At 34.5% G+C, this 20,849-nt stretch carries 21 protein-coding genes and 5 tRNA genes; 6 read left to right on the forward strand and 20 right to left on the reverse strand.

Annotated features, from left to right (window positions below; translation table 11 throughout):
• Nucleotides 1–95: 95 nt before the first annotated feature.
• Nucleotides 96–920 carry a peptidase MA family metallohydrolase gene (locus QO263_RS01910; RefSeq protein ID WP_285625832.1) on the reverse strand — a complete coding sequence of 275 codons (825 nt, stop codon included), beginning with the start codon at nucleotides 918–920 and terminating at the stop codon, nucleotides 96–98.
• Between the two features lie 97 nt (nucleotides 921–1,017).
• Nucleotides 1,018–1,773, reverse strand: coding sequence for a polysaccharide deacetylase family protein (locus tag QO263_RS01915; RefSeq protein ID WP_285625835.1), 756 nt, complete (start codon nucleotides 1,771–1,773; stop codon nucleotides 1,018–1,020).
• A gap of 303 nt (nucleotides 1,774–2,076) precedes the next feature.
• Here QO263_RS01915 and QO263_RS01920 point away from each other — a divergent pair, with 303 nt between their 5' ends.
• A complete protein-coding gene (locus tag QO263_RS01920) occupies nucleotides 2,077–3,324 on the forward strand; it encodes an IS110 family RNA-guided transposase (protein ID WP_285629162.1) in 1,248 nt (415 codons plus the stop codon).
• Between the two features lie 229 nt (nucleotides 3,325–3,553).
• Here the strand turns inward: QO263_RS01920 and QO263_RS01925 are convergent, their stop codons facing one another.
• Nucleotides 3,554–4,150 (reverse strand): MATE family efflux transporter, encoded by a 597-nt coding sequence (locus QO263_RS01925; RefSeq protein ID WP_285625838.1) that lies wholly within the window; start codon nucleotides 4,148–4,150, stop codon nucleotides 3,554–3,556.
• A 45-nt stretch (nucleotides 4,151–4,195) separates the two neighbouring features.
• Between QO263_RS01925 and QO263_RS01930 the strand changes: the two genes are divergently transcribed.
• Nucleotides 4,196–5,536 carry a S8 family peptidase gene (locus QO263_RS01930; protein ID WP_285625841.1) on the forward strand — a complete coding sequence of 447 codons (1,341 nt, stop codon included), beginning with the start codon at nucleotides 4,196–4,198 and terminating at the stop codon, nucleotides 5,534–5,536.
• A gap of 46 nt (nucleotides 5,537–5,582) precedes the next feature.
• On the opposite strand, the gene QO263_RS01935 is transcribed toward QO263_RS01930, so the two are convergent.
• Both QO263_RS01935 and QO263_RS01940 read right to left on the reverse strand, forming a co-directional pair.
• Nucleotides 5,583–7,109, reverse strand: a complete 1,527-nt coding sequence (locus QO263_RS01935; protein ID WP_285625844.1) for a M23 family metallopeptidase — start codon at nucleotides 7,107–7,109, stop codon at nucleotides 5,583–5,585.
• Nucleotides 7,110–7,283: 174 nt separating this feature from the next.
• On the reverse strand, nucleotides 7,284–8,063 hold the full coding sequence (locus QO263_RS01940; protein WP_285625846.1) for a gluzincin family metallopeptidase: 780 nt from the start codon (nucleotides 8,061–8,063) through the stop codon (nucleotides 7,284–7,286).
• A 118-nt stretch (nucleotides 8,064–8,181) separates the two neighbouring features.
• Here QO263_RS01940 and QO263_RS01945 point away from each other — a divergent pair, with 118 nt between their 5' ends.
• Nucleotides 8,182–9,255, forward strand: coding sequence for a DnaD domain protein (locus QO263_RS01945; protein WP_285625849.1), 1,074 nt, complete (start codon nucleotides 8,182–8,184; stop codon nucleotides 9,253–9,255).
• Between the two features lie 5 nt (nucleotides 9,256–9,260).
• Nucleotides 9,261–10,256, forward strand: coding sequence for an ATP-binding protein (locus tag QO263_RS01950; protein ID WP_285625852.1), 996 nt, complete (start codon nucleotides 9,261–9,263; stop codon nucleotides 10,254–10,256).
• A gap of 135 nt (nucleotides 10,257–10,391) precedes the next feature.
• Here the strand turns inward: QO263_RS01950 and QO263_RS01955 are convergent.
• The 14 genes from QO263_RS01955 to rpsF all read right to left on the reverse strand — a co-directional run bounded on the left by QO263_RS01955 (nucleotide 10,392) and on the right by rpsF (nucleotide 18,512).
• Nucleotides 10,392–10,467, reverse strand: a tRNA-Thr gene (locus QO263_RS01955).
• A 5-nt stretch (nucleotides 10,468–10,472) separates the two neighbouring features.
• Nucleotides 10,473–10,549, reverse strand: a tRNA-Asp gene (locus QO263_RS01960).
• Nucleotides 10,550–10,721: 172 nt separating this feature from the next.
• Nucleotides 10,722–10,797: transfer RNA gene (locus tag QO263_RS01965), tRNA-Val, on the reverse strand.
• Nucleotides 10,798–10,839: 42 nt separating this feature from the next.
• Nucleotides 10,840–10,914 (reverse strand) — tRNA-Glu (locus QO263_RS01970).
• Between the two features lie 130 nt (nucleotides 10,915–11,044).
• Nucleotides 11,045–11,120: transfer RNA gene (locus QO263_RS01975), tRNA-Lys, on the reverse strand.
• 350 nt (nucleotides 11,121–11,470) lie between these two features.
• Nucleotides 11,471–12,046, reverse strand: a complete 576-nt coding sequence (locus QO263_RS01980) for a GNAT family N-acetyltransferase (RefSeq protein ID WP_285629164.1) — start codon at nucleotides 12,044–12,046, stop codon at nucleotides 11,471–11,473.
• 47 nt (nucleotides 12,047–12,093) lie between these two features.
• Nucleotides 12,094–13,437: a replicative DNA helicase gene (gene dnaB, locus QO263_RS01985; RefSeq protein ID WP_285625854.1), complete on the reverse strand. Its 1,344-nt coding sequence runs from the start codon at nucleotides 13,435–13,437 to the stop codon at nucleotides 12,094–12,096.
• Nucleotides 13,438–13,516: 79 nt separating this feature from the next.
• Nucleotides 13,517–13,966, reverse strand: a complete 450-nt coding sequence (rplI, locus tag QO263_RS01990) for a 50S ribosomal protein L9 (protein ID WP_285625856.1) — start codon at nucleotides 13,964–13,966, stop codon at nucleotides 13,517–13,519.
• The gene (locus QO263_RS01995; protein WP_285625858.1) at nucleotides 13,966–15,972 is read right to left on the reverse strand and encodes a DHH family phosphoesterase; all 2,007 of its coding nucleotides are present in this window, start codon (nucleotides 15,970–15,972) and stop codon (nucleotides 13,966–13,968) included. The genes rplI and QO263_RS01995 overlap by 1 nt, the downstream gene beginning before the upstream one ends.
• A 22-nt stretch (nucleotides 15,973–15,994) precedes the next feature.
• Nucleotides 15,995–16,951, reverse strand: coding sequence for a DUF2232 domain-containing protein (locus QO263_RS02000; RefSeq protein WP_285625861.1), 957 nt, complete (start codon nucleotides 16,949–16,951; stop codon nucleotides 15,995–15,997).
• 2 nt (nucleotides 16,952–16,953) lie between these two features.
• The gene (locus QO263_RS02005; RefSeq protein ID WP_285625864.1) at nucleotides 16,954–17,280 is read right to left on the reverse strand and encodes a MazG-like family protein; all 327 of its coding nucleotides are present in this window, start codon (nucleotides 17,278–17,280) and stop codon (nucleotides 16,954–16,956) included.
• Between the two features lie 224 nt (nucleotides 17,281–17,504).
• Complete coding sequence (rpsR, locus tag QO263_RS02010) at nucleotides 17,505–17,738, reverse strand: 30S ribosomal protein S18 (RefSeq protein ID WP_285625867.1); 234 nt, start codon at nucleotides 17,736–17,738, stop codon at nucleotides 17,505–17,507.
• A gap of 14 nt (nucleotides 17,739–17,752) precedes the next feature.
• Nucleotides 17,753–18,205 carry a single-stranded DNA-binding protein gene (locus QO263_RS02015; RefSeq protein ID WP_285625870.1) on the reverse strand — a complete coding sequence of 151 codons (453 nt, stop codon included), beginning with the start codon at nucleotides 18,203–18,205 and terminating at the stop codon, nucleotides 17,753–17,755.
• Between the two features lie 22 nt (nucleotides 18,206–18,227).
• Nucleotides 18,228–18,512: a 30S ribosomal protein S6 gene (rpsF, locus tag QO263_RS02020; RefSeq protein WP_285625873.1), complete on the reverse strand. Its 285-nt coding sequence runs from the start codon at nucleotides 18,510–18,512 to the stop codon at nucleotides 18,228–18,230.
• 225 nt (nucleotides 18,513–18,737) lie between these two features.
• On the opposite strand from rpsF, the gene msrA reads away from it, so the two are divergent.
• Nucleotides 18,738–19,217 carry a peptide-methionine (S)-S-oxide reductase MsrA gene (gene msrA, locus QO263_RS02025; RefSeq protein ID WP_285625876.1) on the forward strand — a complete coding sequence of 160 codons (480 nt, stop codon included), beginning with the start codon at nucleotides 18,738–18,740 and terminating at the stop codon, nucleotides 19,215–19,217.
• Nucleotides 19,218–19,326: 109 nt separating this feature from the next.
• A complete protein-coding gene (locus QO263_RS02030; RefSeq protein ID WP_285625878.1) occupies nucleotides 19,327–19,644 on the forward strand; it encodes a hypothetical protein in 318 nt (105 codons plus the stop codon).
• Between the two features lie 187 nt (nucleotides 19,645–19,831).
• Here the strand turns inward: QO263_RS02030 and QO263_RS02035 are convergent, their stop codons facing one another.
• On the reverse strand, nucleotides 19,832–20,803 hold the full coding sequence (locus QO263_RS02035; protein WP_285625881.1) for a WD40 repeat domain-containing protein: 972 nt from the start codon (nucleotides 20,801–20,803) through the stop codon (nucleotides 19,832–19,834).
• Between the last annotated feature and the right edge of the window lie 46 nt (nucleotides 20,804–20,849).

The raw sequence follows: 20,849 nt of genomic DNA on the forward strand, positions 1-20,849 counted from the left end.
CCTATCCTCCTTATTTTTATAACATAAAGTCAACCTCTTATTAGACGGTTGACTTTATATTTTTGTTTCATGATTTTCATATGAATTGAAAAATTTTAATCAAAACTTTTGAGTTCAAAGAGATTAGTTTTTAGTACTGCTCTTGCTGATTGATTTATATTGCTGCCCTCACCTAGTATATCAAGCATATGTCTCAGCTTTTCAAATCCCCATTCATCTGATATTCCCTTTACTACTTCAAAGGATTTTCTATAGGCAAGAGCTTGGTTTATATCATCAAATCTTTTATCTAGATCATCTAAAGTAACTTTATAATCAACAGTATCATAGTTCTGCCACTCAAACCCTGTAGTCTTGTATTCAGTATATAGAGCTAACCCCTCTGTCAGCCACATTGGATAATTTCCTCTAGTAATATCATCAATTAATAAATGTGCAAACTCGTGAATTACCGGACCATTAAACTCATATATTTCATTAAGATTTTCAGTATCATTAATCCATATTTTAGGGGACAAAATGTTTATTGTTCCACTATAATATACACCTATAGGTGTATTCCCTTTATCAAATTTCAAGTTTTCTAAAAAATCCTTTTCATTGCTATAAATTATTATATCACTCTTGGAAGACGGATAATATTTATACATATCACATATGCTCTCATAGTATTTATCTGCTATGCTGCCTGTTAACTTTGCATATTCTTCATCTTCTTTTTCGTATCTTATTATAAAATATTCCGTTTCAAAAGTTTTAAAATCCTCTGTATATTTTAATACCCTAGCTTTTTCAATATGTTTTACCATAGGATAGAAGGATACCTGTAATAACTCAAAATGATATACAAATGTAGTTGCTAGTACAGCCATTAATAATATTGATATAAGGACATAACCCCTTACTATTTTAGTCTTCATAATAATATTCCCCCTTTTCAATTCATATGTATGAGGGAACATCATTATTATAACATAACATTATGTAAAGTTCATTGGTATATTTGAGCAGTAACGTTTACTCTTGTTTTAGGAGCTCGGAAATTGTAACAAATTTATATCCTTTATTGATTAAATCTGGAATAATTTCCTTCAAGGCTTCAATTGTTTGATTTTCACTTGCTTCATTGTGATCATGAAATAAAATAATATCTCCATTTCTTGCTTGGGATATTACTGTTTCAACTATTTTATCTGTTCCCGGATTGCTCCAATCTTTAGAATCTTGATAATATGTCCATAAAACTATTTTACATTGGTTTTTAACTGCTATATCATATACTGTCTGGTTATAGGTACCATAAGGTGGTCTGAATACTTGAGCCTTTCTCCCAGTTTTACTAAAGATTATTTGTTGGGTTTTGTTAAACTCCTCTTCTACTACTTCCTTCTTCTCTTTTTTCATATTTATATGATTATAGCTATGAATACCTATCTCATGTCCTTCTTGATTTTGCCTGATTAATAGCTCTGGATACAGTTCTCCATGCTTCCCTAGAATGAAAAAGGTTGCTTTCACATTATACTCCTTTAATATATCTAATATTTTATTAGTATATATGGGATGTGGCCCATCATCAAATGTTAATGCTATAACCTTTCTATCTCTAGATCCATTAGATACTATATTAGTTGCTTCAGCTAAATCATCTACCTTATTTAAAAAAGCGGGACTAGCTTTACTATGAAATACAAAAATGGCAAATACGCCAAAAAAAATAATATTTACTATTATACTAAGCTTTACCCTATTTTTAATCATCTTTATAGCCATTCCTTTCGCTTCGCTCAAGGCACAAAACGTAATGAAAAAGTGCTTTTGAGCGTTATTTGTTTTATAATTAACCCCATAGGGATTTCGGTAAACTACAAATCACGGGGAGGTGAGTGGGCTGTCTGACTTGTCAGATGACCGTATTTTTATATGTGTAGAACGCCTTTTCAAGCACAAATAAGTGTACCTTAGAGTACGTAACCTTATCTTTGTTTAAACAATCTCGTTTAAATGCCAGGCGTTCAGTCAATGCCGTATCTCCCTATAATTCTTATGAACTTTCTAGTTCAGAAAGGAGTCCCTATGGCTTTAAAAATCGTGTACAAAATCTGCTGCGGAATTGATGTTCACAAAACTTTTGTTGTAGCCTGCATCGCTTCCACCGATAAACAAGGTGTTACCACCTACAAGAGCCATCGCTTTTCCACCTACACCAAAGGTCTGAAAGAGCTGTTACAATGGCTGCTTGAATCTAATTGTAAGGATGTCTGCATGGAATCTACAGGTAAATACTGGATTCCCGTGTACAACGTCTTGGAAAAAGACTGTTCTATTGTGCTTGCACATCCTAAATACGTTAAGGCTATTCGTGGTAAAAAAACTGACAAGAAAGATGCTAAATGGATTGCTGACCTGTTTAAGCATGATCTTGTTGCCGGTAGCTTTATGCCCCCTGCTGATATTCGCCAGCTACGCGACCTTATGCGCTATCGTTACAAACTAACCTGCTTTATGTCCAGTGAAAAGAACCGTCTTCAAAACTGTCTCACGGTTTCCAACATTCAATTGTCTTCCGTTGTCTCCGACACTTTTGGTAAAAGTGCTCAAAAGATTCTGAATAAGATTCTTGAAAATCCTCTAGATACTTCATTCGATATTGAACCTTTAATTCACGGCTCTATGAAGGGTAAAATTCCTGAATTACAGCTCGCCGTTGATGGGCATATCTCCCCGCAACAGGCTGGTAAATTAAAGATTATCAAGAAGCACTTTGAAGATTTGGAATCCCGGAAATCAGAGTTAGAAGAACTGATTCTTGTGCTCGCCAGCCCCTATCAACAAGAACTCGACCTAATCCTAACCGCTCCATCTTTTAAAAACATCTTCTCTGCAATCACAATCATTTCAGAGATTGGTGTTAATATGGAGGCTTTTCCTTCGGCGAAACACTTGTGTTCATGGGCAGGGCTTACACCTACCAACAATGAAAGTGCAGGGAAGAAAAAATCTGTCCGGGTTTCCAAAGCTGGATGCTATATTAAACCACTTCTTGTTCAATGTGCCAACTCTGTGGTTAAAAGTGAAAAGCATCCAGAAATCCGTAACCGCTACCTTCGTTTAAGAAAGCGTCGTGGTCACAAGAAGGCAATCATTGCAATAGCAAGAATGCTTCTAACAGCATTATACAACATGTTGAAGAAAAATGAACCATACAATGCTGAACTTTACAGAAACTCTGACGTTATTCCTGTCAATCGCGAGATTACTGTAGAGCAGGCTATACAATTAGCAAAATTCCAAGGTTACAGAATTAAGTCAGCTACTGAATAACCTTAATTTTGTCTATATATTCAATTTTTTGAAGCCACCGCAAGATGGCTTGTTTGCTATGCCCTTAAGTGAAGTGCCAATCCCTAGTTTTCTTTTTCAACCTTGTTCCTCCATTTTATTCATATGCCTATTATAAATGATATTAGATATCTTCAACCTATATGCAAAAAAAATCAACATAGCCTATGCTTTGCTGAGTTTTTGTTTTTATTCTATATCATGTATAACTCTATTCATCCAGTTGTTCGAAATTAGTCTTCTTACTGCAAAAAAGCATTTTACTATTTCCTCTGTAGTAAGAAGGGCTACTACCCAATATACAGGCAGCTTTAGAAAAACAGCCCCAACATATTTCATTGAGAACCACAGGTATTATAGTTTTAAACGATTTTATTACAAATGAGTTGTCAAAATCAAGCATTTCTTTAATACTAGCTGCCAGTGTTCCTTTACCTATATAAACATAAATTATCAATACCACAGTCTCTACTGCTCTTGCTATAAGAGTAGCTAATGCTGCTCCCCTAACACCCATTTCTGGCGCTCCAAAATGTCCAAAAATAAACATATAATTTAATAAGGCATTGATAAGAAGTGCTACTATACTGACTAACATAGTAAGCAAAGTCTTTCCTATACATCTTAAAGCACTGCTAAAGGCGAAGGTAATAGCTGTAAATACATAGCTTATTCCTACAATTCTAAGGTAATCGCTTCCTAATCCCACTACATTACTATCCCTATTAAATATTCTAATGACTTTTTCAGGAATAGTTAGGGCTACAAATGTAAATTTTATGGAGCATTTTATAATATTTATTAACACTTTTTGGAGCTAGTGCATAGATTAAAGCATAGGAAGGTGAAAATAATGAGAAGAATGAATAACACAAAAATATGCCCTGTTTTAAGTGCAAAACTGCAAACTCAGTCAAATGAAGAACTTCCTGTTATAGTCAGAGTTAGAGAGAACGACACAGATAAGCTTAATAGCTTGGCTCATAGTATGGAGGGCAAAGTAAAAAGGAGCCTTCCTTTAGTTGATGCCATCGCCTTAAATATGAATATGGGTGAAATAGATAAGCTGTCTAGGGATCCCAACGTTGAATATATAAGTTACGATTCAAAGGTATTTGCTTTGCTTGACATTGCCAACGCCTCTATAGGAGGTAGCTTTCCCAGAGGAATAGGACTGACAGGAGAAGGTGTTACTGTAGCTGTAATAGATACAGGAGTGTCACCTCATAATGATTTGACAAGACCTAAAAATAGAATTATTGGATTTAAAGATTTTGTAGGTGATAAAGCTAATCCATATGACGATAATGGTCACGGTACCCATGTAGCTGGTATAATCGCTTCTAATGGTTATTCTTCAAACAGGAAATACATGGGTGTGGCTCCTAATGCTAATATTCTAGCAGTTAAAGCATTAGATGATGCTGGAAGTGGAAATACCTCAGATATAGTATCAGCTATAGACTGGGTCGTTAAAACCAGAGAGCAGTATAAGACAAAAATAATAAATCTCTCATTGGGAAGTCCAGCTAATAATTCCATAAACTCAGACCCTTTAGTAAGAGCAGTTGAAGCGGCAACAAAAGCAGGTCTTACTGTTATAGTAGCGGCTGGAAACAGTGGCCCATCAACTAAAACCATTTTATCACCTGGAAATAGTCCTAATGTAATCACAGTTGGAGCTGTTGATGACAAAAGAACTCCTGATACAAGTGATGATATAATTGCAAACTTTTCAAGCCGTGGTCCTACAAAGGAAGGGTTGAGAAAGCCTGATGTAGTAGCTCCAGGAGTTAGTATAATGTCTTTATCTAATAAGTCAAGCGATGGATATGTTACATCAAGTGGTACTTCCATGGCTACTCCTTTGGTATCAGGTTCTGCTGCTCTTATATGCAGTAAGTATGGCAACTTATCCCCAAGCCAAATAAAGGCTATGTTTGTAAGTTCCTGTACTGACCTAAAGGATAAACAAGAAAATCAAGGGGCAGGCATAATAGATTTAAGAAAACTATTTAAGTCTTCTGATAATGAGTCACCTAAAACTACTCCTCCGTCCAGACCTCCTCGCTTTCCCATTTCTCCGCTACCGCCAAAGGAGGAGAAGAGGGTAGCGTCATCAGATTCATTTAATGAATTCATAATAGTTTTAGTTTTGGTTCTGCTAATTTTAGCTATTAACACTAACAAATAATAAAAAAATAAAAAGCCCACAGCTGTGGGCTTTAACTATATCCTATTTAATATTCTTTTCCTAAATATTTATATGGATCCTGAGCTACTCCATTTTTTCTGACTTCAAAATGAAGATGAGATCCAGTGCTATTGCCTGTATTTCCTACTGCAGCTATGTGCTGTCCTTTGTATACCTTATCTCCTTTTTTCACATATAGCTTACTGCAATGGGCATACCTAGTGACAAATCCACCACCATGATCTATATCAACTACCAGACCATAAGAACCATTCTTTCCTGCAAATATTACGGTTCCTCCATCAGCAGCATTTATAGCAGTACCCGTCCTAGCAGCAAGGTCTATTCCCGTATGTGTTCTACCCCATCTAGCTCCAAACTTAGATGAGAGAGTTCCTCTGGTTGGCATTGAAAAACTTCCTGTTCCCTGTTTAGGAGGAGGATTTTTCGTTCCCTTAAGTATGATCTGTGCAATTGGCTGAGATAATATAGTCTCTTTAATTATCTCCTTAGCTATTTCTATTCCATTATGCTTTTCTACCTTAGCTACTACTTCACTTTTACCAGCTACACCTTTTTTCTTTACAGACTGCTGATCCTTGTACATATTGTCGCTATATTCATATTCAGTTTCAAATTTTATTTCCTCAGTATAAGTTTTTTCCTCATATGTTGCTACTGTTAAAAAAGGTTTAGGCACTACTAGGCTCAATTCATCTCCTGGATGTATTAGTACTGGATTTTTATTAGGATTTGCCTTTTCTAAGTCATCTGTGCTAATGTTGTACTTTTTAGCTATTGTCCAATAATTTTCGCCTTTTTCAACTACGTGTATCTTTTCTTCATCTGTTCCCTTTTGAAGCATATCAAGAACCTTATCAAAACTATCAACCTTTGAAGCAGGTATTTCTCTTCTTACTATTTTTACATCTTCAACTATTTTTATCTCTTCAACCTTTGAGCCTTCTTGCTTTGCGATCTGCATATAGGGTTCTTTTATTTCTTCAAGTACTTCCTTTGCAAGTGTCTCAGACCCTAGATATGAAAAATCTTTGCCATTAATATTAATTGCATATGCAACAACATTAAACGTTATATTTGACCTAATCTTCTTTTCTAAAGCAGACTTGTTTACAAGTTCTTCGTCTTCTGCATGGACTTCTTCAAAAAATAACTTTTCCTTTATAACTACATCAAGTCCCTGTTCTTTCGTTAGGTTCTTATGTATGGAATCGTATAAGTCTGTTGCCACTTGCTTATTTCTGACAACTCCGATTTCCATGTCTCCAAGCTTAACGTTAAATGCTCTTGTAGCAATTTCATGATCTACACCTTTTTTGTATTGGATCAATGAAAAGGTAAGTAAGAGAATGGCAGCTACTGCAATTATACCCGTTCTAGTATTGAAAATGTTCTTGTTAAACTTCAATTTTTTTAACTCTTTAAATTTTTCTTTTACTATACCAACATTAACAGACTTAACCTTTGAAGCTTTTGCAATAATAAACTTCTTAGTATCTGCTAGTTTGACATTTAGTAAACTTTTATTCTCGTTTTCACTTGAGCTTTTCATTATCCAGCTCCCTTCTATCCTGTAATATCGTCGTAACCCATTTGTAACAGGATTGTAATTGTACAGTTAGATTATATCACATTTTTTTCATTTGACAACCCTTTACTTTAGCCAGTATTTCTGTTATTTTTTTCATATTCTAACGCTTTTATACCAAAACATACATATTATTATCTATTTTTTTGTCGATATTATATTAACGTTAAAATCTAAAGTGCCTTGATCTTGAAATTTAAAGAAATAATTTTGCTTTTTTTTAATTTTTTCAACCAGTCTTCCTGATGTTTCTACCTTAAATTCTTCTGGAACTATTATCTCTACAAAATAGTAATTAGTGCCTTCACCTAACTCGTTACTACCATATGTAGGCTCTAGCTCCCATCCATTATTGTACTGTGCTGCAATAGGATACCAGCTGCTTAGCATATATTTTACTGTTCCATCATTAGTGGTAGAGATCATGTGTGAAACAATTATGCTGTATTTTATTTCTATAATTACTTTATCATCTTTCTCTAACTCCTTGTCTAAGCTAATCATTAATAAATTTTTATCTTTTCCTATTATTTTGAAATCAACTTTTTTATTTCTAATCTTTATAGCTTCTATCTCTCCAATTTTATAAGACATCCCTCCTTCTTTTGTAGCTAATTCCTCTTCAAAATCCTGACACAGCTTTTCATTGGCCTTTAATGTGCTATTAAAGTGGAAAAACAGCTTATCCATGCTTTTATTAGCTTTATTTATATACTGCACATTTTCTATTATTTCAAGTCGTTCCTTTTCTGGGAAAAATTCAGCAATAATTGTATATTTATTCATTTCTTTTATATTGTTTATATTCCATGTTAATTGGACATCATCTTCAATGAAAATATATGTAGCTATTGGCAGTGCTACTACTAGGAGGAGCAAAAACATTTTTAATACAATACTTTTTATTAAATCTATCATTATTTTACCTCCTTTTTTTCATTGTCCATGTTATTAATATATTTTACACAATAAGAAATATGACCAAAGGTATGATATAATATCATTAAAGGAAAAAGCTAATTGGTAGGTGAAATGTATGTCCTTTATTTTAGAAGTCACTGATTTGGATCTTGGCGATACACCCGTAGAAAATATTTTTATAAACGATTATATGCCAATGGCAAATGGTACATATGTAAAAGTATATTTATTAGGATATAAGTATGCTAAGGATAATGATGATAAGCTCTGTGTAAACAATGAAAGTATATCTAGGCATTTGAATATCCCTTTGTCAGATGTACTAAAGTCTTGGGATTTTTGGGAGCAAAAAGGAATCATTATAAAGCATAAAAAGGAAGATACAGATGAATACGATTATAGGGTTGAGTTTCTAAATTTAAAACAATTATATATAAAAAATAACTATATGCTGAAAACTCAGGTAAATGCTGCAAGAAGCAGTAATCCTCCAGCATATACTTGTACTGTGGAGGATTTAGTTGAGTCTAATAAAATTCCAAGTATAAATGAGATGTTTTCATCTATCGACTACATAGTAAGGCGACAGCTTGTGCCGAATGAAAAAAGAAAAGTTCTTGAATGGCTATATAACTTTAATATGAATCCAGAAGTAGTGGTTAAGGCTTTCTTTTATGCTGTGGAGAAAAAAGGTAAAAGGAATATTAACTATATTGAAGGTATATTAAGGAACTGGTACGATATGGGCATAACAAATCTCGAGGCTTTAGAAAAACACACAAAAATTCAGGATGAAAGATTCTACAGCTATGATAGGATAATGAAATCCCTTGGTTTTAGTAGCAGAATTCCAAGTGAGGCAGAGATAAAAGTAATAGACAAATGGTTTGATGAATGGAAGTTTACTATGGAGGTTATTTTAAAGGCCTGTGAAAACACTAAAAAAACTGCAAATCCTAGTGTTAACTATATAGATGGTATACTATTTAAGTGGCGAGAAAAAGGAATATCAACCGTAGAGGAAATTGCGGAAAAAGATAAGCCGCAAATCTCTGTTCAGCCAAAGTCTAATGGCACTGCTTCGCCACGTGCAGGTAAGATTAAGACCAGATTCCATACTGCTGAGCAAAGAACTGCAAGATATACACCTGAAGAGTTAGAAGCAATTGCAAGAAAAAGAAGAGGGTGATAACTGTGGATAAGTCATACATACAGGAAATATTGAGAGAATATGAAAATAGAAGGGATAAAGCACTATTCCAACAGAAGCTTAGACAGGAGGAAGTGTATTCAAAAATTCCAAGACTAAAAGAAATAGACGAGGAAATATCCAAAACTGGCCTGTTGATTGCCACTGCCATGCTTCAAAGTCCCCAGTCATATGAAGAAAATTTGAAGAGAGTAAAGACTGAAATGGAGAAGCTGAAGAGAGAAAAGGCAATACTTATGACTGAAAATAACATTCCACTGGAATACTTAGACATTAATTATACTTGCAATAGCTGTAATGATACTGGATTCTTAAAAAACGGTTCTAAATGCAACTGCCTTAAACAGGAATTGATAAATAGAGCATATAAAATGTCTGGAGTTCAGCATGCACTTGAAAGAGAAAACTTTAAAACATTTGATATTAATATATTTTCAACAGAAACTTTTGAGGGAGAACAGATTTCTCCTAGAGAAAACATATTAAACATTTTAAATAGATGTGAGGGCTTCTGTATTAACTTTGATGAAGATAATGAGGAAAATCTACTTTTTTATGGTACTACAGGGCTAGGAAAAACATTTATGTGTAACTGTATAGCAAAGGCTTTGCTAGATAGAGGAAAAATAGTAATATATCAAACATCCTTTAAAATTCTAGAAATAATTGAAGAACATAGATTCAGAAAAAATTCACAACAGGATATTGATGATAATAACTATAATCTATTGTTTGATGCTGACCTTTTGATAATTGACGATCTTGGGACTGAGCTTACAAACACATTTACTAATACTGAAATATTTAATATCATCAATACAAGACTTTTTAGAAGAAATAAGACTATTATATCTACTAACCTGTCCCTTATGGAATTAGCTGAAACATATGATAATAGAACTTTTTCGAGAGTCTTTGGTAAATTTGCTCCCCTCAAGTTTTTTGGACCTGACTTAAGATGGGAAGCTTATGAAAAATAATATCCTCAAATATAAAAAACAAGATGGTTTCCATCTTGTTTTTTTATGCTTAAACATCTGAATTCTAGTAAGTAAAGCTTTTTGGGCATGAAAAAAGCCGTCCCGATTCTTTCAATCAAAACAGCCCTTTTATAATGGAGCTGGTGAAAGGACTTGAACCCTCAACCTACTGATTACAAGTCAGTTGCTCTACCAATTGAGCTACACCAGCATACATGGCGACCTGGAAGGGACTCGAACCCTCGACCTCCAGCGTGACAGGCTGGCATTCTAACCAACTGAACTACCAGGCCAAAATTTTTCACAGTCTCGCAACTCAAATTTGTCCACTCCTTTTCAGTCGTGCAAATTTGGTCCTAACGGACACTCCTATCATGAACTTACAATAGGGTTGGTGCTTGTTGCGTTTGACCTGCCATCAATTCTTTCGATAAAAACACTCGAAACAATCAAGTTAGGTCATAATGGTGGGCGCAATAGGGCTCGAACCTATGACCCCCTGCTTGTAAGGCAGGTGCTCTCCCAGCTGAGCTATGCGCCCATAGTCTTTACATGCATTCCTATCATAAACTTAGATTAAAGTTGGTGACCCTACCGGGATTCGAACCCGGGTTACCGCCGTGAAAGGGCGATGTCTTAACCGCTTGACCATAGGGCCATTATTCGCAGTCTCGCAACTCAAATTTATTTGCTCGCTATCGCTCACATAAATTTGGTGCTCGTTGCGTTTGACCTACCATCGATTCTTTCGATAAAAGCATTCGAAACAATCGGATTAGGTCATAATATGGTGACCCATCCGCGATTCGAACGCGGGACACCCTGATTAAAAGTCAGGTGCTCTGCCGACTGAGCTAATGGGTCAAATTTAATTTACTTCTCGGATTCACTATCCTGTAATACTAACTTGTCCTATGCAACTAAGCGATCCGCACCAAACTAAAAACATGTTTGGGCTCTCTGCTTATGCCGACTGAGCTAATGGGTCTTTTTTGGACTACTCTTAATATGATACAGGATGAGACAAGCATTGTCAACAACTTTTTCTGATTTTTTTGCGATTTTTATCTTCCAATAATATGTAGTTAACATAAAAATAGATTCAGATGATCATCTGAATCTATTTTTATCCACAATTTTTTTAAAATTTTTAAAATTTATCCACATATCCACAAACATATGCACAAGTGTTCGGTATGATTATGGGGATAAACTTAAATTATCTTTTTTTGTACCTTCATCTCGTAATATCTACAGTAAATAATATTATTTCTGATAGAAAAAAATTCATCTCGCCAAACATAACTCTCGTCATTATATGTTTCTTCCTTAAGATCCGAGTGCTTTGCCTGATACTGACGTATAACTCTAAATCCGCATTTTTCATAGCATCTTATAGCACGTTTATTGAACTTAGCTACATCTAGATATAAAGTATTCATTTTCATATCATTAAAAAAATAATCCAGCAATGTCATTATTGCATCAGACCCATATCCTTTGTTTAGTACAGTAGGATCAAATACTATCCCAAGCCTTGCAGTCCTCATTATTTTTCTTATATTTCTTATATTTATGTAGCCTATCATTCTATTTTCCTCATCAAAAACTGAGAAACATCTGGAATCTTTTCTTGAGGATCTATAGTTATACCAGCTGCGAACCTCATCATCGTTTAGACTAGGAAAATTATAGTCTTTAAATAAAGGATCATCATGCTTTCCCCAATTTTTCATTTCTAGCACATCTTCATACCTCAATAGTCTTATCTTTACCTTACTCCCTTTCATTTCACACACTAGCATCTCCCCCTGATCATAGAGTGTGGTTCTAATTCCTATTGTCTCGGTTTTTCTAAATTCAAGAACTTAGTATATTCTCCCATGAATACTAGTTCTACAGTGCCTGTAGGCCCGTTACGATGTTTGGCTATGATAATCTCTCCAATGTTCTTCTTTTCTGAATCAGGGTAATAATAGTCATCCCTATATAAAAACATTACTATGTCAGCATCCTGCTCTATTGCTCCAGATTCACGAAGGTCTGAAAGTATAGGTCTGTGATCAGATCTAATTTCAGGCGCACGAGATAGCTGTGATAAAGCTATTACTGGACAGTCCATCTCCTTTGCTAAACCCTTTAATCCTCTTGATATAGTCGATATTTCCTGCTGTCTATTCTCAACTCTTCCTTCTCCAGACATTAGCTGTAAATAGTCTATCATCACAAGATCTAGGCCTTTTTCTATCTTGAGCCTTCTACATTTAGCTTTCATCTCCATCAAAGTAATTCCAGGTGTGTCATCAATAAATATTTTAGCCTGAGATAATGGCCCCATGGCTCTTAAAAGCTTTGGCCAATCGTCTTCATCTAGTCTTCCATTTATTATTTTTTGCAGCTCCACATGAGACTCAGAGCTTAGCATACGCTGAACAAGCTGTTCCTTTGACATTTCAAGACTAAATATAGCCACTGATGCATTTCCTTTTAGCGCAGAATTGACTGCAAGATTAACAGAAAAAGCTGTTTTTCCCATAGATGGTCTAGCAGCTACTAGTACAAGGTCAGATTTTTGTAAACCTGATGTTTTTTGATCTAAGTCCATAAACCCTGTAGTAAGTCCAGTTAAGTTACCTTTGCTTAGCGCCATTTGTTCAATTCTAGAGAAGCTTTCAAGGAGAACCTCTTTTATTGGGTCTAATCCTTCTCGACTTCTTTTCTGAGTAATATCAAATATCTTTTTCTCTGCTGCATCTATAATGATATTTATGTCCTCATCTGCATCGTACCCTTTTGCAATAATCTCATTGGAAGCATTTATGAGCCTCCTTAGTATTGATTTCTCTTCAACTATTTCACAATAGAATCTTATGTTTGCAGTAGTAGAAATAGCCTCAGATAAATCAGCGAGATATAATATCCCACCTATTGCATCTAAAGTATTTCTCTTTTTAAGCTCTTCAGATAGAGTAATTAAGTCTACTGGTTCATCCCTATTATTTATTTCTAAAATTGACTCATATATTTCCCTATGTGCTTCCTTATAAAAATCACTAGGTCTCAATATCTCCGTAGCAGTGACTATTGCATTTTTATCAAGTATCATAGAGCCTAATACAGATTGCTCACCCTCAATACTATGAGGAGGTATCCTGCCTAATGACTGTATTTCAGTTGACATGTTATCACCTCTTTGACTGTGTATAACGAATACAAGATACTAGATGAATAAATACATCAAGTATCTTGCAGTGTCTAATCTATTCCTCAGTTACCTTTACTTTAAGTTTTGCTGAAACATTAGGATATACCTTTACATCTACAATGGTAGTTCCAATATTTTTTATATTTCCTCCGTCAATGTCCATCTTTCTTTTATCTATATCTATCTTGTGCTGTTTTTTAAGTGCTTCTGATACATCTTTTGTTGTTATTGAGCCAAAAAGCTTACCATTTTCACCTGATTTTCCCTTTAATTCTACTGTAAGCTCAGATATTTTCTCTGCTAATTCCTTAGCTTTAGTAAGTTCTTCTTCTTTCTTGATTTTCTTCGCAGTTTTTTGTTCCTCCAGTACTTTTATATTTCCATCTGTTGCTTCCTTTGCAAGGCTTTTCGGAAATAAAAAGTTTCTTGCATATCCATCCTTTGCATTTACTATTTCACCTTTTTTACCTAATCCCTTTACATCTTGAAGTAATATAACCTTCATTATTTTTCACCTTCCTCAAAATATTCTCTTATAGCTTCTTTTAGCATTTCTTCTGCTTTATCTATATCTACATCTTCTAGCTGAGCTCCTGCCACTGCTAAGTGACCACCGCCACCTAGCTTTTCAAGTATGAGCTGTACACTGATATCACCTAATGACCTTCCGCTAATATGGATTCTTCCATCGCTAATGACTAAAACGAAGGAAGCCATTATGCCATTAATATTAAGAAGATCATTTGCTGCTTCAGCAGCTATGAGAACTGAATCCTTGCTCTCTTTTCTCAGCTTTGATATCGCTATTCTATCATCTATTATCTTAGCTTCTTTTACTACTTCGGCTTTTGTTATAAATGTATTTATGTCATCTTGGAAAAGCTGCCTTACAGAAGTAGTATCAGCACCTGCCCTTCTTAAAAAGGATGCAGCCTCAAAGGTTCTTACCCCTGTCTGGAAAGTAAAGTTTTTAGTATCTACACTAATACCTGCCAAAAGGGCTTCTGCCTCGAATTTATTAATATCCAGCTTTTCTCCCATATAGTTTAGTATCTCTGTAACTAACTCGCATGTAGAAGATGCATAAGGCTCTAGATAGGATAATACAGGGTCTTCTATAAAATCTATGCCTCTTCTATGATGGTCAATAAGCACAACCTTATCGATAATCTCCAAAAGATGCGGGGCCTCAGTATAGCTTGGTCTATGATTGTCAACTAACACACACAAAGAGGCCTTATCTGCCAAGGTCCTAGCCTGCTCTGGCGTTATTATATTCTCCAGATATTCTGGATGCTCAGATTTAAGTCTGTCAAATATGTTTTTTATAGAGGGATTCGTTCCACTTAATACTATATAAGCTTGTTTGCCTCTATTTTTTACTGCTCTATATATACCAATAGAAGCCCCAAAGCTGTCCATATCCCCATTCTTATGTCCCATAATAAACACTTTCTCTGATTGATCTATAAGCTGTCTCAGTGCATGAGCTATTACTCTTGCCTTTACTTTAGTTCTCTTTTCTACAGCCTTACTCTTTCCACCATAAAAGCTTAATTTATCTATTCTCTTTACTACAGCTTGGTCTCCTCCCCTTCCCAATGCTATATCAAGAGCCGCATTTGCATATTCAAACTGTTGACTAAGACTTTTACCGTTTACCCCTATTCCTATACTTAGGGTTACAGGTATTCTATTACCTAAATCAACTTCCCTTACACTATCTAAAATCTCAAACTTCTTCATTTCTAGATTTTCCAAATTTTTATTTTCAAAAATAAGCATATATTTATCATTCTCATATTTTCTAATGAATCCACCTATTCTAGCTGCCAATGAATTAAGAATTTTATCGACTTCAACAAATACTATAGGCCTATTGGCTTCGTCTGTATTGTTTCTGACATCATCATAGTTATCTATTTGTATTATGCCTACGTTTACCTTCTCGTCGTTATATTTAGTTTTTAAAGTCGTAAATCCCGTATTGTCTATCCAATATAACATTATAATGTATTCTTCTCTATTTTCTCTGCTTTTGCTTTTTTGAACAACATTATATAAAACTTTATAATACTTATCCTTAAAGGACACCTCTATGGGAGTATCTTCTTTTTTATTCATGATATTATCTATACTGAAACCTAGCATAATATCCTTAATATTTTCTTCTAATAGCTTTTTTGAATCAGTCATCTGAAGAAACCTTGTATTATACCAGCTAATTGTTCCGTCAGTCTCCACCATCACAAGAGGTATTGGCAAATTTATTATAGCGTATTTTGTAGCGGTATCTAAACCAGTAGTCAAGCTCTCTATATATTTAGTCCACTCTACCTTTTTGAGATGGATGTTCTTCCAATGATAATATATTAGATATGCTAAAAGTATGACTCCAAGAGCAGCAATCTTTGGCTCATAAAAAGCAATAATACTTATTAACACACCAATTATCAGCAAATAGAGCTTTGAATCCGGAATTAGAAATTTAAATATTCTCTTATTTGACATAACATATCCTCCTCCAAGGAGTTTATTCCACCCTTTTCAATTTTCTAAAATCAATTATTACATCTAATAAACCTATAAAAGAAATTAATAGGCCTATTGGCACATTTACGATTATTAGAAATATGAGAATAGCTTTTGTAATTTTATGCATCTTTCTTTTATTCATTAGAAAAACCGTGACGGACAAACCCTGCATAAAGAAAACAAAGGATATTAAAATTAGTGTATTAATAAATATTGTCTCATAGTAAAAAAGCTTCATATATCTAACTACTAGGGCAGCTGCTATAATAACTACAGCACCCATTATAGCATTGCTGGGAAGCCTAAAATACATGAATCTAGGAATTTCTACTGTTCTATGCCCTAATCTCCTAAGTATTGCCGTAGACATCCAATAGTTTATATATACAACAAAAACAGCAAAAATTATTAAAGTTGCTGGTATGATTATTATTGTATACTCTACAATTGCCATTAAAGCATCCTTCATCATAGAAAATTCGTATGTAGAAATCTCCATTTCTTTTAACATATTCAGATTAAGCTTCATACTTTCCGTTAAAAATGTGCTGATTTTGGATAAAAAGCTAACACCTGTCATATATCCAATAATAGTCACAGATAACAATGAAGTTGCTATAATACCTATGATTCCCCCAGTCAATATTTGGTGTGGCTTATATTTTTTATTTATCATATAAGTTAAAATAATAGAAATCAACCCAAGTATCAAAAATATTAACTTATCAGTGAATATGTCAACAAATACCCCTATTAGTATATTAGATGCTAGGACTCCATATATGTTGTATTTTGTATTATGCCTTACCCCAAGAATTATAAAGGGCACTGGATAAAATAAAGTTATTATTGGAAACACATTATATCCAAAGAGCATAATTAGAGTCACAAATGTTGTAATAAGGGCAGTTTCAACAACCCGAGTTGTCTTTTCTCCTAAGTTCAAATTTTTCACCTCTAACTCCTTTTTCTCTTAAAATATTCTAATAAACTACCTAAGTCTCCATACCATTGTTCAATTTTATGTTCCTCTACAAGCGCAAGCTTAGCTTTTTCTTCTACCTTTGCATCTATACTTTCATATGAAACCCCAAGCCTTTTCCCAAGTAGATATGCCACAAGTATTATATTGGATACTGAATCAAGCATTGCATCATGACTATTTTGGATACCCTTCACCAAAAGCTCATACAATGATGCAACAGCCATAAGCAGTTCACTTTTTAACCACTCTATAACCTTTATGTTTTTTGTTACATCTATATTCTTATCATTAAATGACATGATTAATCCCCCCCCATAATACATTATATCAAACCTAAGGCTCTTTAACTAATTTTATTTTACGCATTATGATTCTTATAGTAATTCTATACAGAAGCAGTATCTATGTCAATTAAGTAAGTATTCTAATCTTTCATAAGTTGAGTTAGGTCATAAAAAAATAAAAGAGATATACTACATATTATATAATATATCTCTCTTCTATACTATTTAAAATTTTAAAATTAGTCTGCTGTATATGGTAAAAGTGCAACTTGTCTTGCTCTTTTAATAGCACGAGTTAATTGTCTTTGATGTAAAGCACAGTTTCCTGAGATTCTTCTAGGAAGTATCTTTCCTCTTTCAGTAACATATTTTTTAAGCTTGTTTACATCTTTATAGCTTATGCTAGTAGCATCATCAACACAGAAACTACAAACTCTTTTTTTAGTTCTAAATTTTCTTCCTGGTTGTGCCATTCTTTTTCCCTCCTTTAGAATGGAATATCATCATCATCTGTAGGATGGAAACCATCCATATCTATGTCCATACCGAAATCTTTGTTTGTATTTAAATCTCTATTTGTATTTTGGTTACCTTGTCTAGCTTCTCCCCATTCAAGGAATTGAACTCTATCTGCCACTACATCTGTCGTATATCTCTTAGTTCCATCCTGAGCGGTATAGCTTCCTGTCTGGATACGTCCTTGAATTGCTACAAGTCTACCCTTAACTAAATAGTTCGCACAGTTCTCAGCCTGTTTTCCCCAAACTACAATATTTATAAAATCTGCCGTAGGTTGTCCTTTACTCTCAAATTCCTGTTTCTTTTCTCTCGATAAGTCTTTATCCACCGCTATGCTAAATCTAGAAACTGCCATTCCACTAGACAGATATCTCAGTTCAGGGTCTCTTGTCAATCTTCCAATAAGTATTACACTATTCACAATTACACCCCCAACAGCTTTATTATTCATCTTCTCTAATTATCATGTGTCTAATTACATCATCTGTAATTTTAGCAATTCTGTCTATTTCATCTACAACATCTGCTCCAGAAGTGATATTCAATAAAACATAGTAGCCTTCTTGATAATCATTGATTTCATAAGCAAGCTTTCTGCTTCCCCATACATCAACATTATCAACTGTACCATTTGTCTCAACTATGCCCTTGAATCTTTCAACAAGATTATTTCTTGTCTCTTCTTCCATGCCTGGCGCAAAAATTAGAACAACTTCGTATTTTTTCATGTACTTCACCTCCCTTTGGACTAAACGGCCCTATTTATATAATAGAGCAAGGATAACATACTACATCACTGTATTATATCATTTATTATGTATAAATACAACAAATATTATTGACAATATTTTTACTTGATTAGCTCTATTGTTTTTATTGATAATTTCCATTAACTATAGTATATAATAGTACTATAAAAATACCATAGAAAAAACAAGTTGGAGGTGCCTAAAGTGAAAGAAATCATATTAGCTGGAGGATGCTTTTGGGGTGTGGAAGAATACATGTCTAGAATAAATGGGATAGTGGAAACTAGAATTGGTTATGCTAATGGTACGGCTCGTAATCCTAGTTATCAGGACGTATGTAGGGGAGATACAGGTCATGCTGAAGCTTGTATAGTCAGATATGATGAGAATGTTATTTCACTAGAAGAGCTATTACACAAATTTTGGAAGGTTATAAATCCTACATCATTAAATAAGCAGGGTGGAGATGTAGGCCATCAGTATAGAACTGGTATTTATTATATAGACGATGGAGACTTGCCTATTATAGAAAAGTCTTTGAAGAAAGAGCAGCAAAAATATGACAAAGAAATTGTAACTGAAGTAGAGCCTTTAAGCTGCTTCTATAATGCAGAAGAATATCATCAGAATTATTTGAAAAAGAATCCTGGAGGCTATTGCCATATAGATTTAAGCTCCATGTAAACAATCTATTGTCTAGCTAATAATGATTGCTATACTAATATACTTAAAATTTATATTATATTAGCTAGCATATGAAGTTAAACCATATGATTCTACGAGGTGAAATATAATGGATAAAGACTTTTTCCAAGCCTTCTTAATAAGATTTAGAGTAAACTGTAATCTAAGAGCTGGATTTTTGCCTGCTAATTATAATGATATGGAATTCCCTTTTAGAATATATAAGGGAGCTTATGAAGAAACTAGAGAAGAACTTATAAAGGAAGAAAATCCTACGGAGGAACAATTGAAGATAATCGCCAATGCTTATGAGGTCTTTATGAAGCATCTAGAAGAATCTGAGGATTATGGTTTTGCGGAAAAAGAAATGATAAATTGGGCAGAAAGCATCAAGTCCTTGAACAAAGGTAGAGATTCACAAAGATAATTTGTGGACATATCAAAAGCGATAAACTGAATATGGAAAGAAAAAGCCTCATTCCTAAGAGTTATCTTAGGAATGAGGCCTTTCACAAATATACAGAAAAAAACATCAAAAGCAAAATAAAATATTATAAAAAACCGCTTCTCTTTATGATTATAATCTAGCCCAACAGCGCTACTACACGAAAAGGCTATTTTATCTTAGGCAACACATACCTCCAGAGCTGCTCCTTCGAATTTCCATCCTTTCCAGTCCCAACATATACCACTTCTAAGAACTCAGCGTCTTGCCGAGGCCAGCTTGCTGCAGGATCTCCCATACCCGTAATTACCGGATCGGGAATTGAAATCAGAGTATCTGAGGAAATATCCCAGATATTCATGGTACGTGAGGTGTTGTTTGAATCTGGATTCCCTAGAGGAAATGCCAAAAGTGTACCATCTGTACTGATAGCTCCACCGTTAATAGGGTAGCCGCCAGTAACTTCAAGTCGATTCGTCTCCACCCATTGATTATCATTGTCAAAGTGGCCAAAGTAAATAATCTGTGAGTTGCCACCATCAGGCTGATATGCTAGAAATCGGCCTCGAGCTGCATAGATACGGGGGCTCTCTCCGTGAAAAGTCACGGGAATCACTTTACCGTCTAGCCTACAAATCAAATACTCCGTTTTAGAAACCTGTCCATCATAAATATCGGAGGAGCAAAGCAGAGTGCTGTTGTCTAGCCAGTAATAGATGCTGTAATACTCCCCTTTCTTGCTTTTCAGTAGAATACGCTCCTCTCCTGTATTCAAATCAAAAGCAAAAACAGACATGCCGCCTACATCGATGCAATCTTTGTTGGAATGATAAATCACCGTGCTTCCATCTGGAAAGAGAGAAGCACCACTTGCCCAAATAAGAGCTGAGTTATCGACTTTTCCGATGCTCTCTGCGTAGGAATGCCACTCTTCCTTGCTTTTTCCCTCAAACTTTGGTAAGGCAAGAGCAAGTTCAAGAGTAATCTGCTGTGGATTGTAGTTGTCATATATCAGTTCCCAACTACCATCTGCCAGATTGACAGTTGGCATCAGTGTTGAACTTGAAATCCCTGATCCACATCCAGAAAACAAAAAGGCAAAGACACAAGCACTCATCAAAGCCACAAAAGACTTCTTCATGAGATAATTCCTCCCTGTGTAATATTTATAGGGTTTGATTTTCTAT

It is taken from the genome of Proteiniborus sp. MB09-C3 (assembly GCF_030263895.1).
In the GTDB taxonomy this organism is placed as follows: domain Bacteria; phylum Bacillota; class Clostridia; order Tissierellales; family Proteiniboraceae; genus Proteiniborus.

Excerpts from the sequence above, each read along its gene's own strand:
- QO263_RS01940 (WP_285625846.1), bottom strand. The coding sequence starts at position 8,063 with ATGATAGATTTAATAAAAAGTATTGTATTAAAAATGTTTTTGCTCCTC.
- rplI (WP_285625856.1), bottom strand. The coding sequence starts at position 13,966 with ATGAAGGTTATATTACTTCAAGATGTAAAGGGATTAGGTAAAAAAGGT.
- QO263_RS02005 (WP_285625864.1), bottom strand. The coding sequence starts at position 17,280 with ATGTCATTTAATGATAAGAATATAGATGTAACAAAAAACATAAAGGTT.
- QO263_RS01910 (WP_285625832.1), bottom strand. The coding sequence starts at position 920 with ATGAAGACTAAAATAGTAAGGGGTTATGTCCTTATATCAATATTATTA.
- QO263_RS01980 (WP_285629164.1), bottom strand. The coding sequence starts at position 12,046 with ATGAAAGGGAGTAAGGTAAAGATAAGACTATTGAGGTATGAAGATGTG.
- QO263_RS01995 (WP_285625858.1), bottom strand. The coding sequence starts at position 15,972 with ATGTCAAATAAGAGAATATTTAAATTTCTAATTCCGGATTCAAAGCTC.
- QO263_RS01930 (WP_285625841.1), top strand. The coding sequence starts at position 4,196 with ATGAGAAGAATGAATAACACAAAAATATGCCCTGTTTTAAGTGCAAAA.
- rpsR (WP_285625867.1), bottom strand. The coding sequence starts at position 17,738 with ATGGCACAACCAGGAAGAAAATTTAGAACTAAAAAAAGAGTTTGTAGT.
- QO263_RS01915 (WP_285625835.1), bottom strand. The coding sequence starts at position 1,773 with ATGGCTATAAAGATGATTAAAAATAGGGTAAAGCTTAGTATAATAGTA.
- dnaB (WP_285625854.1), bottom strand. The coding sequence starts at position 13,437 with ATGTCAACTGAAATACAGTCATTAGGCAGGATACCTCCTCATAGTATT.
- QO263_RS02030 (WP_285625878.1), top strand. The coding sequence starts at position 19,327 with ATGGATAAAGACTTTTTCCAAGCCTTCTTAATAAGATTTAGAGTAAAC.
- QO263_RS02035 (WP_285625881.1), bottom strand. The coding sequence starts at position 20,803 with ATGAAGAAGTCTTTTGTGGCTTTGATGAGTGCTTGTGTCTTTGCCTTT.
- rpsF (WP_285625873.1), bottom strand. The coding sequence starts at position 18,512 with ATGAAAAAATACGAAGTTGTTCTAATTTTTGCGCCAGGCATGGAAGAA.
- QO263_RS01920 (WP_285629162.1), top strand. The coding sequence starts at position 2,077 with ATGGCTTTAAAAATCGTGTACAAAATCTGCTGCGGAATTGATGTTCAC.
- QO263_RS01945 (WP_285625849.1), top strand. The coding sequence starts at position 8,182 with ATGTCCTTTATTTTAGAAGTCACTGATTTGGATCTTGGCGATACACCC.
- QO263_RS01935 (WP_285625844.1), bottom strand. The coding sequence starts at position 7,109 with ATGAAAAGCTCAAGTGAAAACGAGAATAAAAGTTTACTAAATGTCAAA.